Source organism: Buchnera aphidicola (Symydobius americanus), from assembly GCF_964059135.1.
GTDB classification, from domain to species: domain Bacteria; phylum Pseudomonadota; class Gammaproteobacteria; order Enterobacterales; family Enterobacteriaceae; genus Buchnera_L; species Buchnera_L aphidicola_AJ.
Window position 1 is genome coordinate 126,658 of record NZ_OZ060393.1, and the last position, 14,259, is coordinate 140,916.

The 14,259-nt window shown below is 23.5% G+C and carries 11 protein-coding genes; 10 read left to right on the forward strand and 1 reads right to left on the reverse strand.

Annotation, left to right across the window (positions count from 1 at the left end; genetic code table 11):
- The 6 genes from nuoK to folC all read left to right on the forward strand — a co-directional run bounded on the left by nuoK (window position 1) and on the right by folC (window position 7,567).
- Entirely contained in the window at window positions 1-303 is a 303-nt protein-coding gene (nuoK, locus tag AB4W55_RS00595; RefSeq protein ID WP_367672641.1) for an NADH-quinone oxidoreductase subunit NuoK, read from the forward strand.
- Window positions 300-2,174, forward strand: a complete 1,875-nt coding sequence (locus AB4W55_RS00600; RefSeq protein WP_367672643.1) for an NADH-quinone oxidoreductase subunit L — start codon at window positions 300-302, stop codon at window positions 2,172-2,174. Before nuoK ends, AB4W55_RS00600 begins: the two co-directional genes overlap by 4 nt.
- Before the next feature lie 42 nt (window positions 2,175-2,216).
- Window positions 2,217-3,698 (forward strand): NuoM family protein, encoded by a 1,482-nt coding sequence (locus AB4W55_RS00605; protein ID WP_367672645.1) that lies wholly within the window; start codon window positions 2,217-2,219, stop codon window positions 3,696-3,698.
- A 39-nt stretch (window positions 3,699-3,737) separates the two neighbouring features.
- The gene (locus tag AB4W55_RS00610; protein ID WP_367672647.1) at window positions 3,738-5,183 is read left to right on the forward strand and encodes an NADH-quinone oxidoreductase subunit N; all 1,446 of its coding nucleotides are present in this window, start codon (window positions 3,738-3,740) and stop codon (window positions 5,181-5,183) included.
- Between the two features lie 102 nt (window positions 5,184-5,285).
- Entirely contained in the window at window positions 5,286-6,236 is a 951-nt protein-coding gene (locus tag AB4W55_RS00615) for a TerC/Alx family metal homeostasis membrane protein (protein WP_367672648.1), read from the forward strand.
- A 44-nt stretch (window positions 6,237-6,280) separates the two neighbouring features.
- On the forward strand, window positions 6,281-7,567 hold the full coding sequence (gene folC / locus AB4W55_RS00620) for a bifunctional tetrahydrofolate synthase/dihydrofolate synthase (protein ID WP_367672650.1): 1,287 nt from the start codon (window positions 6,281-6,283) through the stop codon (window positions 7,565-7,567).
- A gap of 12 nt (window positions 7,568-7,579) precedes the next feature.
- Here folC and AB4W55_RS00625 read toward each other — a convergent pair whose 3' ends face one another.
- Window positions 7,580-8,557 carry a ribose-phosphate pyrophosphokinase gene (locus AB4W55_RS00625; protein ID WP_367672651.1) on the reverse strand — a complete coding sequence of 326 codons (978 nt, stop codon included), beginning with the start codon at window positions 8,555-8,557 and terminating at the stop codon, window positions 7,580-7,582.
- 223 nt (window positions 8,558-8,780) lie between these two features.
- On the opposite strand from AB4W55_RS00625, the gene prfA reads away from it, so the two are divergent.
- The 4 genes from prfA to pta all read left to right on the forward strand — a co-directional run bounded on the left by prfA (window position 8,781) and on the right by pta (window position 14,237).
- On the forward strand, window positions 8,781-9,854 hold the full coding sequence (gene prfA / locus AB4W55_RS00630; protein WP_367672652.1) for a peptide chain release factor 1: 1,074 nt from the start codon (window positions 8,781-8,783) through the stop codon (window positions 9,852-9,854).
- Between the two features lie 11 nt (window positions 9,855-9,865).
- Window positions 9,866-10,693, forward strand: a complete 828-nt coding sequence (prmC, locus tag AB4W55_RS00635) for a peptide chain release factor N(5)-glutamine methyltransferase (protein ID WP_367672654.1) — start codon at window positions 9,866-9,868, stop codon at window positions 10,691-10,693.
- Window positions 10,694-10,823: 130 nt separating this feature from the next.
- Window positions 10,824-12,029, forward strand: a complete 1,206-nt coding sequence (locus AB4W55_RS00640; protein WP_367672656.1) for an acetate kinase — start codon at window positions 10,824-10,826, stop codon at window positions 12,027-12,029.
- 75 nt (window positions 12,030-12,104) lie between these two features.
- Window positions 12,105-14,237 (forward strand): phosphate acetyltransferase, encoded by a 2,133-nt coding sequence (gene pta, locus AB4W55_RS00645; RefSeq protein ID WP_367672658.1) that lies wholly within the window; start codon window positions 12,105-12,107, stop codon window positions 14,235-14,237.
- The last annotated feature ends 22 nt before the right edge of the window (window positions 14,238-14,259 follow it).

Consider the following 14,259-nt stretch of genomic DNA (forward strand, 5'->3'; position numbering starts at 1 on the left):
ATGGTGTCTTTATTTTATCCTCTTTTATTGTCTTCTATTTTATTTATTATTGGGATAATTTCTTTAATTGTTCGTAAGAATTTATTGTTTATATTAATTAGCTTAGAAATTATGATTAATTCTGTTTCATTAGCATTAATTTCTGTTAGTAGTTATTGGGACCAAATAGATGGACAAATTATGTATATTTTATTAATTACTTTATCTGCTTCAGAAGCAAGTATTAGTTTAATATTATTATTACAATTTTTTCGTAATAAAAATACCTTAAATCTTGTTAAATTGAGTGAGATTTATAAATGAATCTTATTTATTTAGTAGTTTTATTTCCATTAATAAGTTTTGTAATAATATCTTTTTTAAAACAATTCTTGTCTTATTTTTATGTTACTGTAATTAGTATAGGATCTATAATATTATCTTTAATAACATTAATTATTTCTGGAAAATATTTTTTATTTATTTCAGATGGTGTTTTATCAAAAAAATTATGGGTATGGTGGACTATAGCTAATTTTAAAATTAATATCTGTTTATTATTAGATAGTTTATCATTATCATTTTTAAGTATTATTATTGGAATAGGGTTATTAATTCATATATTTTCTATTTGGTATATGAATCATCAATGTAATAAAAAAATATTTTTTGCATTAATAAATTTATTTATAGCTAATATGTCTTTGTTGGTATTATCAGATAATTTTATTTTAATGTATTTTGGTTGGGAAGGTGTAAGTATTTGTTCTTATTTATTGATTAATTTTTATTATTTTAAAAAAGATGTTGGTTTTTCTGCGATTAAATCTTTTTTAATGACTAGAATTGGTGATTTATTTTTAATGATCGCAATATTTATTTTATATTTTTATTTTTCTACCGTTAGTTTTTATAACATACAGTTTTTAATTAAAATTCATTTAATTAATTATAAAATATTTTTAAATTGTATAACTCTTTTATTATTATTTGGTGCTATAGGAAAATCAGCTCAAATTCCATTACAAACTTGGTTACCTGAGGCGATGGTTGGTCCTACTCCAGTGTCTGCATTAATTCATGCAGCTACTATGGTAACTGCTGGTGTTTATTTAATTAGTAGAAACCACGATTTATTTATTTTAACACCAAATATATTATATTTAGTTGGAATTATTGGTATTTTAACTTTTTTTTGTTCTAGTTTTTCTGCTTTGGTGCAAACAGATATCAAGCGAATATTAGCTTATTCTACAATGGGTCAAATTGGATTTATGTTTGTATCATTAAGTATTGGGGCTTGGGGTGCAGCAATTATACATTTGATGACACATGCAATTTTTAAAGCTCTTTTATTTTTATCAGCTGGTTCGTTGATTTTAAAATGTAATCATGAAAAAAATATTTTTAAAATGGGTAATAATTTATGGAAGAAATTACCTTTTTTATATATTTGTTTTCTGTTGGGTGGTTCATCTTTATCTGCTTTTCCTTTTTTGACGGCTGGTTTTTATAGTAAAGGAGATATTTTATTTAGTCTTTTCATGAGTCATTCAAAAATTTTTTTTATATTTTCTGTTTTTTCGTCATTTTTAACAGTGTTTTATATTTTTCGTTTGATTTTCATTGTTTTTCATAATAGATCGAATATTATTCATATGCATACCTCAAATTCTTGGATTAAAAAATTATCTATATCTTGGATTCATAATATTCCGTTAGTAATTCTTATGTTATTTTCTACTGTATTGATGACATATATTTTTCCGATTTTATCAGGTGTATTTCCTGAGAATCATATAAATTATAATAAACAATTTTATTTTGAGTATTTTTCTGGAGTATGTGTAATTTTTTCTATATGTATGACATATTATTTTTGTTGTTTTAATATGTTTTTTATTCAAAAAATATCAAATTTTAAATATTTTTATTGGTTTATTAGGTTTTTTTACAATGGTTGGGGATTTTATAAACTTTATAATACGATATTTTTAACGTCATATTTAAAATTTAATTCATATTTTTCTATTGATCCTATTAATAGTTTTATTAGTATTATTTTAATATGTATTAAAAGAATTAATCTTTATTTGTTATTACTTGAAAATAGATTTTTAAATGTATATATTAGTTTAATAATTTTTTCATATATTTTAATTATGATTCTTATTTCTTTAAATATTAGCATATAATAATTATAATGATATTTAATGTGATAAATAGGGTATTATTACATGTTACTTTTTTTATTAATTATTATTCCATTGTTGGGCGGTTTATGTTGTGGTAAATCGGATTATTTTTCGGTTAAAATACCTCGATTGATAGCTCTAACAATTACTACGATAGTATTTTGTTTATCTATTCTATTATGGTTAAAATATTTTTATTATCATGATTTTTTATTATGTCATGAACATTGGAATGAAGAATTATTAATTCCTTGGATACCACGATTTGGCATTTCATTTCATCTAGCTATAGATGGTTTATCTCTAGCAATGATCATATTATCTAGTTTTTTAGGGATAATATCGGTTTTATGTTCTTGGAATAATGTAAAAGAAAAACATGGTTTCTTTTATTTTAATTTAATGTTTATTTTGTTTGGAACAATCGGAGTATTATTATCGATAGATCTATTTTTATTTTTTTGTTTTTGGGAAATTACGTTAATACCTATGTATTTTTTAATTGTTTTTTGGGGCGATAGTCACAGTAGTCAAAAAACAAGAGCATTTTTTTCTAATAAATTTTTAATTTATACTCAATTGTCTAGTTTAATTATGTTGTTTTCGATTATATTGTTTTCTTCCATATATTATTACAACATGCATATTTGGACATTTGATTATAATCAATTATTACATTTTTCTATTAATTATAAATTAGAATTTTTAGTTATGTTGGGTTTTTTTATTGCTTTTGCGGTAAAAATGCCAGTTTTTCCTTTTCATAGTTGGTTACCTGATGCACATAATCAGTCCCCAGTAGCTGGTTCTGTAGATTTATCTGGTATGTTAATCAAATTAGCTGCTTATGGTTTATTAAGATTTAATATTAATCTTTTTAAATATTCTTCTGAGAAATTTTCGATGGTTGTTATGTTATTAGGTATTATGACTGTTTTTTATGGGTCATGGATGGCCTTTTCTCAAAATAATATAAAAAAAATATTAGCTTATAGTTCAATTTCTCATATGGGTTTTATTTTAACCGCAATATATTCTCAGAATGAAATTGCATATCAAGGCGCAATTATTCAAATGATTTCAAGTGGTTTATCAAGTTCTGCATTATTTATTTTATTTAGTCAGTTATATGTTCGATTTAAAACAAAAAATATTATTAAGATGGGTGGTTTATCTGCTTGTATCAATTGGATTCCAGGGTTTTTTTTATTTTTTATTTTTTCTAATTTGGGTATTCCTGGTACTGTGAATTTTATTGGTGAGTTTACTATTCTTTTAGGATTGTTTCATACATTCCCTATTATTGCTTGTATATTAGTTTTTGGTTTATTATTTTCTGCAATTTATTCATTAAATATTATGCATAAAGTTTTTTACGGACCTTTAGTTAATCAGGATTATAAAAATTGTACTCAAATTAATAATCTTGAGTTTTATATAATAATTGTTTTAATTGTAATTACATTACTCATTGGATTGTTTCCTCAAAATATTTTAAATGTTACTCATTTTTTAATGAAATAATATTTATGTCCCATTTAACTATTTAAGGTTTTTATAAAGATGATGAGTTCGATTTATTTGGCAATTGCATTAATTCCATTTGTAATTTTAATGATAAGTATATTTATTATTATATTATCTATGATTTTTAAGCGTAATCATATGTTTGTTGCTATCGTTTCTGGTATGAGTTTAATTTTATTATTATGGTCGTTATTTATAATTCGTCGTATTATTCCTATATATATTACGTCTTTAATTTATATTGATTTTTATACATTATGGTATGTTTTTATAATTGTATTTTCTGGATTATTTATTAACATATTAGCTTATTTTAGTCTTAGAAATGTATTTCTATATAAAGAGGAATTCTATTTATTATTTCTTATTTCTATATTGGGTGCGATATTTTTAGTTTTTTCCAATCATATGTTTTCTTTATTTCTTGGAATAGAATTAATGTCATTGCCTGTTATAGGTTTAATGACATATTCTTATTTTCAAAAAAAATCTATTGAGGTTGCATTAAAATATATAATTTTATCTATTATTTCATCTAATTTTATGTTATTTGGAATTTCTTTAATATATGTTACATGTGGAAATTTAGATTTTAGTAGTATAAAAATTTCTTTTTTAATAGATAATTTATCAAATAATAAAGTTTTACTTTTTGGTATAGGATTTTTATTGATATCATTTTTTTTTAAACTTTCTTTATTTCCTTTGCATTTTTGGATTCCTGATATTTATAAGTATACTTCTCCTGTAGTTTTATGTTATTTAACTACGGTGATCAAGGTTTCCATGTTTGGAATATTAATTAAATTATTTTTATATTTTCCTTATCATCAATCTAAAATATTATATCTTTTAATATATGTAGTTTCAATTTTTTCAATTTTTTTTGGTAGTGTAATGTCATTATTTCAAAATAATATAAAAAAATTGTTAGGATATTCTTCTATTTCACATATAGGTTATATTATTATTACGTTATTGATAATTGAAAAATATAAAATTGCTAACGAATCTGCTTTAATATATCTGATTAGTTATACTATTAGTAATGTAAGTATTTTTGGAATATTAAGTATTTCAGAAATATTGCAGGATGTTAAACAAATTAGGATAAATGATTCTTTAAGTTATTTAGGTTTTTTTAAGGAACAGCCTGTATTATCGATTGCAATGACTATTGTTATGCTTTCTTTTTTAGGAATTCCTATGACATTTGGTTTTATTTCTAAATTTTATATTATTATGTTATCTACTTTAGAGCATTTTTGGTTAATAAATTTTTCTATATTAATTAATTCAGTTTTAAGTCTGTATTATTATTTACGGATAATTATAAATTTATATTCTACTAATAAACAAGCAAATTTAAATTATAGTTTTCTTGGATATTTAAGTTTTAATATTCAAATTGTTTTATTTGTATTAATCTTATTAATTATATTGTTAGGTATTTTCCCTCAAATAATAATTAATTTTTTTTAAATAAATTATTTTGATATCTTATAATGTTTTTTAATTATATGAATTTATATAATTATCTTTAAAAGGTTTATTATTTTTCTTGAACCATGAAAGGTGTATCTCTTGAATTTTATTCATTATCCTATTTTGTTAATAGGATTTTTTATAATAGTAATTATTGGTATTATAATAGATATTTTTTTTTTAAAAAAATATTTAGTTAAGTATGATGGGTTTAAACATTCCTGTATTATTTGTATTTTTTGGATTTTTTTATCTTTTTTATTTTCTATTTTTTTATGGATATATTTTAGATATTTTTTTGGTTTATTTATAGCGAATAACAAAATTATATTGTTTTTAATTTGTTATTTTATTGAACAATCTCTTTCGATAGATAATGTTTTAACATGGTTTTTGTTATTTCAATATTTTTCTATTCCTTTACAGTTTCAAAAAAAAGTATTATTTTATGGATTGATTGGCGCAATCTTCTTGAGAAGTATTGTAATTTTTTTTGGGTCATGGTTATTATTAAATTGGAGTTGGATACTTTTTTTATTTGGATTAATTTTATTATTTACTGCTATTGAATTACTTGTTTTAAAACATGATGATATTAATAATTTTAAAGATAATTTAGTATTAAAATATATTCAAAAAATTTTTCCAATTACTTATACTTCATATCAGGAAAATTTTTTTATTTGCAATAAGAATAATTGGCATATTACGCCATTATTTATTGCATTATTAATGATTGAATGTAGTGATATAATATTTTCTATTGATAGTATTCCTGCTATTTTTTCAATCACGACTGATTCTATCATTGTTTGGACTTCAAATATTTTTGCAGTTTTGAGTTTGCGTGCTTTTTATTTTTTAATATCTAATATAATTAATCGTTTTTCTTATATAAAACCTATTTTATCTCTAATTCTAATTTTAATTTCTATAAAAATGTTATTTGAAAATTTTGTTTATGTTTTTCATGGTGTTTTTCCGATGTTTTTTAGTGTATTAGTAATTATATTTTTGGTATATAATTTTATTTTAAAATATTTATCATAATGATGTTTATAATATATTTATAACATTTTTAAACTGATTGTGTTATGAATGCTCGGAATATTATACGTTCTAGATCATTAGATGATTGGTTATTATATATTGAGAATATATATACTAAAAATATTCATTTTTCTTTGCATAGAATTAAGTTGGTTGCAAAAAAATTAAATATATTAAATTTTAAATCGTTTGTTTTTACTGTATCCGGAACAAATGGGAAAGGAAGTACTTGCGCAATTTTAGAAAGATTTTTTTTAAATGCAGGTTATCAAGTGGGATTATATACTTCGCCTCATTTAATTCATTATTATGAACGAATCAGAATTAATGGAAAATATTTAAAAGATGATTTATTACACATTAAAGTTTTTCAAACTGTAGATACAGTTCGTCAAGGTATTCCATTAACATACTTTGAGTTTATTACTTTATCTGCATTATTAATATTTCAAGAATATAGTTTAGACATTATTATTTTAGAAGTAGGGTTAGGTGGAAGACTAGATGCAACAAATATTATCGATCCTAACATTTCTATTATTACTAATATTGCTCTAGATCATACAAATATTCTAGGTGATAGCAGAGAAAAAATTGGTTTTGAAAAGTCTGGTATTTTTCGAAAAGATATTTATGCTATTTTAGGTGATAGAAATCTACCTAATTCTATATATCAAAAATCTCATTCTCTAAATACCTGTCTTCATCGTATTTATTATGAATGGGATTGGCATAAGATAGGTGATGTTTGGAATTTTTATGATCATCGTGGGGGATTATACAATTTACCTATTCCGAAAGTTTCTTTGCCAAGTGCTGCTATTGCTTTATCAGCTTTAAGAACGTCTAATTTTACTTTTGAAAAAAGAATTTTTTCAAAGTCTTTAAAGGAGGTTTATTTACCCGGTCGGTTTCAAATAATTTTAAATCATCCTCGAATTATTGTAGATGTTGCTCATAATCCTCATGCTGCGTATTTTTTGCGTAAACAACTAGAAGAACTATTGTTACATGAATCTAAAAATGTTAATTTATACGCAGTAATTGGAATGGTTTTTGAAAAAGATATTAAAAGTACGTTATTTCCTTTTTTTGATATTATTAATTATTGGTACTTTTCAACTATTAAAACCAATCGAAGTTCAACTTTTTCTGTTTTAAGAGATATATTACCCAAAAATTCTGTTGCTTGTTCTAGTATATCATCTGCTTTAAATATATTAATTAACCAAGTACGTAAAATAGATATAATATTAGTATTTGGTTCGTTTTTTACAGTTTCTGAAGCAGTTTTATTTATTAAACAAAAATATCATTTTAAAGGCATCTAAATTTTTTGTATTTTATTGTTTTAAATATGTTTTCATAGATTTTTGGTATTCAAACATTGCTGAAATCGATTCTTCGTTTTTAATGCGAAGAATTGCTTCTGCAAGCATTTCCGAGACAGTTAGAGTTCTAATTTTTTTTTTGGATATAATTTCTTTTTCTAAAGGGATAGTATCACATACAATAATTTCATCGATATTTGACTGTTCAAGCTTTTCTGCAGCATTACCAGATAAAATAGGATGAGTTGCATATGCGAATATTTTCTGTGCTCCATGATTTTTTAAAGCTCTTGCAGCTTTACATAAAGTATTTCCTGTATCAATCATATCATCTACTAAAACACAATCTCTATTAGAAACATTCCCAATAATATTCATGACTTCCGAAACATTTGGTTTTGGTCTTCTTTTATCAATTATTGCCATGTCTGTATCGTATAATAGTTTAGCAATTGCTCTGGCTCGTATAACCCCTCCAATATCGGGAGAAACTATTACTGGATTTTTTAAGTTTAGTTTTAACATGTCTTCTAATAAAATAAAGTTTCCAAAAATATTATCTACTGGAATATCAAAAAATCCCTGGATTTGTTCAGCATGTAAATCTATAGTAAGTATTCTATCTATTCCAACATGAGAAAAAAAATCTGCTATAATTTTTGCTGTTATTGGCATACGAGCAGATCTAATTCTTCGATCTTGTCTAGCGTATCCGAAATATGGAATTACAGCAGTAATTCGTCCTGCTGATGCTCTTCTTAAAGCATCTACGATAATTGCTAATTCTATAATATTATCATTTGTTGGAGAACAGGTTGATTGTACAATAAAAATATCATCTCCACGAACATTATCATGAATTTGTACACTAATTTCTCCATCACTAAATTTACTTACAGTAGCTTGACTTAAATTTTTGTATAATTTTTGTGCAATTAATTGTGCTAATTTTGGTACAGAATTTCCAGAAAATATTTTCATATTATTCATAATTATCTCTTTATGGTAAATTTAATTTTTTTTGATTGGAATCTTATAAATTTATGATCGTTTATAAATCTTGTTTTTTAAATAAAATCATTTCATATATATATCAAAATATAATATAATAATTTAGTTTACATAATTTTTAATCGTTTTAAAATTTTTAAATATTTATATTAAAATATTTTATATGATATTTTTATTTATTTATTCTTTAGGATGTTTATTTATGAAAGATTCTATAATTGTTAAGTTAGAGGGATTATATGAGAAATTTAAACAACTTGAATCTATACTCTCTAAACCAGAAATTATTTGTGATCAAAAAAAAGCGCAAAAATTATCTCAAGAATATTTAAAATTATCTAATTTAGTTCATTGTTTTTTAGATTGGAAAAATATTAACCAAGAAATTAAATCTTTAAAATCATTATTGAACGATTCTGAAATGTTTAATATTGTTTTAGAAGAGTTAAATATATTAAATAAAAAACATATAATTTTAGAAAATAAGTTAAAGAGTATGTTGATACCTGAAGATCCTGAAGATAAAAAAAGTTGTTTTATAGAAATTCGCGCTGCTACAGGTGGTAATGAAGCTGCAATTTTTGCTGGTGATCTTTTTCGTATGTATGGTCGTTATGCAGAAAATTGTAATTGGAATATAGATATTTTAAGTTGTCATGAAGGAGAACAAGGTGGATTTAAACAAATTATTATTAAAATAAATGGATTAGGTGTGTGTGGTAGATTAAAATTTGAATCAGGTGGTCATCGCGTTCAACGCGTACCCAAAACAGAATCTCAAGGAAGGATTCATACATCTACTTGTACTGTGGCAGTAATTCCAGAGGTCCCCCAAACAAATAAGGTTATCATTAACCCCTCTGATTTAAAAATAGATACTTTTCGTTCTTCAGGCGCAGGAGGTCAGCATGTTAATACTACCGATTCTGCTATTCGTATTACTCATATACCAACTGGAACTGTAGTAGAATGCCAAGATGAGCGTTCACAACATAAAAATAAAGCAAAAGCATTATCAATTTTATCGGCAAGAATTCTTGCAAACGAGAAATCAAAACAACAAAAGGAGAATTCTTTTATTCGACGTAATTTATTAGGTACTGGTGATAGATCTGACCGAAATAGAACTTATAATTTTCCACAGAATCGTATTACTGACCACCGAATTAATTTAACTTTATATTGTTTAGATGATGTATTAAATGGTAATTTAAATCTTTTAATAGAACCAATTACACAAGAATATCATGCAGATTTATTATCTAATTATGAATGATTGAATATCATATGAATATTAAATCATGGTTAAAATATGCTGTATCATTACTTTCTCATTTAAATACTCCCTTATTAGATGCGGAGGTATTATTAAGTTATGTTTTAAGAAAACCCCGAGCTTGGATTATGGTATTTAATGATTTTTTATTAAGTAATACTCAACTAAATCTTTTATATAAATTAATTCACCGTCGCGTAAAACATGAACCAATTGCTTATATTACTAAAGAAAAAGAATTTTGGTCTTTATCCTTTCAAATTTCAAAGGGTGTTTTAATTCCCCGTCCTGATACTGAGATTTTAGTTGAGAAAATTTTAGAGAGAATGTCAACGAATGATTATATTTTAGATTTAGGGTGTGGTTGTGGAAATATTGCTTTATCTGTAGCTTATGAAAGATTAGATTGTTTTGTTTTTGGAATTGATTGCCTTCAAGAAGCAATTGTACTTTCTAAAAAAAATTCAGTTATTTTAAATATTAATAATGCAAAATTTTTTTATAGTAATTGGTTTTCAGAAGTACAACAAAAGTTTAATATTATTATTAGTAATCCTCCTTATATTAGTAGTAAGTCTATTTTTTATTTGGATAAGGAAATTTTGTTCGAACCTAAGATATCGTTAATTTCTCCAGATAATGGGTTATCGGATATAAAATTAATTATTAAATATTCTAAAAATTATTTATTTTCAAGAGGTTGGTTATTAATAGAGCATGGGTGGAATCAGAAAAATCAAGTCATTGAATTATTTAAAAAATATAATTTTTCTGATATTACGTCTTATCAGGATTATCATGGTCAAGATCGTATAGTTTGTGGAAGAAATCATTTTTAAAATAAATTATTCTATTATTATATTTTTAAAATTTATATATAAATTTAATTATAATATTTTTAAAAGTATTTAAATGCTTTTATTTCTTAAAAATATTTAAATAATATTTTATTTAATATTTGGTGTAATTATGTTAAAAAATTTAATATTAGTTTTGAATTGTGGGAGCTCTTCTGTAAAATTTGCTGTTTTAAATCCAATTAATAAAAAAAAATATTTATTTGGATTAGTAGAGCGATTATATATTTCTCGTTCGATGATTACATGGAATACAAAAGAAATTCGAAATCAATTAGTTATTGGAGATAATTTATCACATGAAAAAGCTTTTCATTTTATTATTAATAAGATTTTTAATTGTGAGAAGAGTTTATTTTCTCGGATTTTAGCAGTTGGTCATCGTGTTGTACATGGTGGTATGAGTTTGAAAGAATCAGTAATTATTAATGATTTTGTGATTCAGGAGATTAAGAAAAATATTATTTTTTCTCCTTTGCATAATCCTATAAATTTATTAGGAATTGAAGCATCTTTAAAATATTTTCCACATTTATCTAAAAAAAATGTAGCTGTTTTAGATACTGCTTTTTATCATACTCTGCCAGAATCCTCTTATTTATATGCTATTCCATATAATCTATATTCTAAGTATGGCATTCGTCGTTATGGAGCTCACGGGATTAGTCATTTTTATGTTTCTCAACAAGCATCAAATATTTTAAATATTCAATTTCAGGGTTTAAATGTTATTAGTTGTCATTTAGGGAGTGGTTCATCTGTTACAGTAATTAAAAATGGAAAATGTATGGATACTTCTATGGGATTAACACCACTAGAAGGTTTAGTAATGGGAACACGTAGTGGTGATATTGATCCTGCTATCATATTTTTTATGAATAAAGAAATTGGAATGTCTTTGATCGATATTGAAGATATTTTAATAAATCAATCAGGTATTTTAGGTTTAACCGATGGAATTACCAGCGATTTTCGATATATTGAAAATAATTATGATACTGACACGATATCACAAAGAGCAGTAAATATTTTTTGTCATAGGTTAGCAAAATATATTAGTGCTTATACCTCTTTATTAGACGGAAGGTTAGATGCAATTATATTTACAGGAGGAATTGGTGAAAATTCTACTTTAGTTCGAGAGATTATTATATCTAGATTATCTATCTTTGGAATGAAAATCAATAATGAGCTAAATAGATCTACTCGATTTGGAAAATCCGGGTTTATTAATAAACGAAATACTATTCCTATTTTAGTAATTCCTACTAATGAAGAATTAATTATTGCTCAAGAAACTATCAAATTATTTAATTAGTTTTTTATACTATTAAATTAACATGATTATTGATATAATATTTTAAAATTTATATATTATATGGATGATTTTACTGTGACACGTACGATTATATTAGTTCCTGTTGGATATCATATTGGTCTTACAAGTGTTAGTTTAGGTATAATTGATATTTTACAACAAGAAAAGAATAAAATTTTGTTTTTTAAACCTGTTTTTGAATATTCTAATGATTGTGGTAAATTAGATGATACTTCTTCAATCATTAAAAAATATTCTATTACATCATATTTAAAACCTATTGATTGTAACATTCTTGAAATAGTATCATCTACATCTAAGGAAAAGTATTTTTTTAAGAAGAATTTAGATTTATATTTTTTATATCAAAATAAATATGATATTATTTTGATTGAAGGTATTAAGAGTAAATCGAAGCATTTTTTAATTAATGATTTAAATTTTAAGTTAGCGAATCATTTACATGCAGAATTAATTTTTGTTGTTTCTAATCATTCGAATTATACTTCATGGTGTATACAAAAAAAAAATATTTTTAATAAATATATTAATATTAAATATAATATTTTAGGGACAATTATTAATCATATTTTTTTAAATTATAAAAAAATATATATTCATAATTTTGCTAAGGATTTAAATTTTAAACAAAATAATAAAAAATTAATTGAAAATATTTTTTTTTCTCCTATTATTGGAGATATTTCATGGAATAAGGATTTGATTTATCTTCCAATTGATAAAATTTTTAGATATCTTCAAATTAATACGTTGCAAAATAATTGTAATATGCATTTAATAAATTCTTTTTTATTGTATAATGATTCTATTTTAAATACTATAACAAGTTACGAAAATACTGTATTAATAATTCCATTTAATATTTTTTATAAAAAATGTTCTATTTTGTTTTTTGATATTTTAAATAATTTAAATTTTCATTCCATTTTGTTTACTGATAAATATTGTATGAGTTTTTCACAACGCAATATTTTTTTAGAGTATTTACATAATACTATAAATATTTTTTATACTGTTTTAAATCTTCAAAATGTTGTATTTCTTTTAAAGAATTTTAAATTAAATATACTACAAAAAAATAACATTCAAATTAAAAATTCAAATATTTATTTTTCAAAATGTATTAATGAAAATTTAATTTTATCTTCTAATCAATCTTCAAAATTTACTAATTTTAAGACAATGTCTCCTTTTTATTTTTCTAATCATATTAAGTCATACGCCAAAAAACTTAAACGATCAATTTTATTTCCTGAAGGTCATGATCTTCGTATTATACAATCTGCTTCTATTGCGACAGATTTAGGGTTAGCAAAATGTATATTATTAGGAAACAAAAAAAGAATACACGAAATTGCTTCTCGTGTGGGTATTAATTTTTCTAAAAAAATTAAAATTATTGATCCTGATTTAGTTCGTTTAAATTATATTCCTGCCTTATTAGAACTTCGTCATTCTAAAGGTATGAATCATCAAATAGCTCAATCTAGTGTTTATGATAATATGGTATTAGGTTCTTTAATATTAATGAAGGAAAATTTTGACGGATTAGTTTGTGGAATAAAATATACTAGTTCTCATGTATTACGTACTGCTTTACAATTAATTGGAGTAAGATCACATATGCATAAGTTTTCTCTGGTTTTTTCAAGTTTTTTCATGTTATTACCAGATCGTGTATTAATATATGCTGATTGTGCAATGAATATTAATCCAAATGCAAATGAATTATCTGAAATAGCAATTCAATCTGCTGATTTTGCGAAGATACTTGGTATTGAGCCTAGAATTGCCATGCTTTCTTATTCCACTGGTGATTCTGGTCAAGGAGAAACTGTTAATAAAGTAGCTCAAGCAACCCTATTAGTTCGTAAAAAACGACCTGATTTGATTATTGATGGACCAATACAATATGATGCATCAGTAAATATTATTATTTCTAATATTAAATCTCCATCATCTCCTTTACATGGAAATGCTACAGTTTTTATTTTTCCTGATTTAAATTCTGGAAATATTTCATATAAAGTGATACAACAATCTTTAAATATTATTTCGGTTGGTCCGGTTTTGTATGGTTTAAAAAAGCCGGTTAATGATTTATCCCGAGGAGCATCGATTGATGATATAATTTATACTATTTGTATGACGGCAATTCAATCAGATTATTTTCATTTAGATCAATAAATTTTAATTATATTCAAATCAA

Bases quoted from the DNA above. Each gene is read 5' to 3' on its own strand.
- nuoK (WP_367672641.1), top strand. From the start codon at position 1: ATGGTGTCTTTATTTTATCCTCTTTTATTGTCTTCTATTTTATTTATT.
- AB4W55_RS00600 (WP_367672643.1), top strand. From the start codon at position 300: ATGAATCTTATTTATTTAGTAGTTTTATTTCCATTAATAAGTTTTGTA.
- AB4W55_RS00605 (WP_367672645.1), top strand. From the start codon at position 2,217: ATGTTACTTTTTTTATTAATTATTATTCCATTGTTGGGCGGTTTATGT.
- AB4W55_RS00610 (WP_367672647.1), top strand. From the start codon at position 3,738: ATGATGAGTTCGATTTATTTGGCAATTGCATTAATTCCATTTGTAATT.
- folC (WP_367672650.1), top strand. From the start codon at position 6,281: ATGAATGCTCGGAATATTATACGTTCTAGATCATTAGATGATTGGTTA.
- AB4W55_RS00625 (WP_367672651.1), bottom strand. From the start codon at position 8,557: ATGAATAATATGAAAATATTTTCTGGAAATTCTGTACCAAAATTAGCA.
- prfA (WP_367672652.1), top strand. From the start codon at position 8,781: ATGAAAGATTCTATAATTGTTAAGTTAGAGGGATTATATGAGAAATTT.
- prmC (WP_367672654.1), top strand. From the start codon at position 9,866: ATGAATATTAAATCATGGTTAAAATATGCTGTATCATTACTTTCTCAT.
- AB4W55_RS00640 (WP_367672656.1), top strand. From the start codon at position 10,824: ATGTTAAAAAATTTAATATTAGTTTTGAATTGTGGGAGCTCTTCTGTA.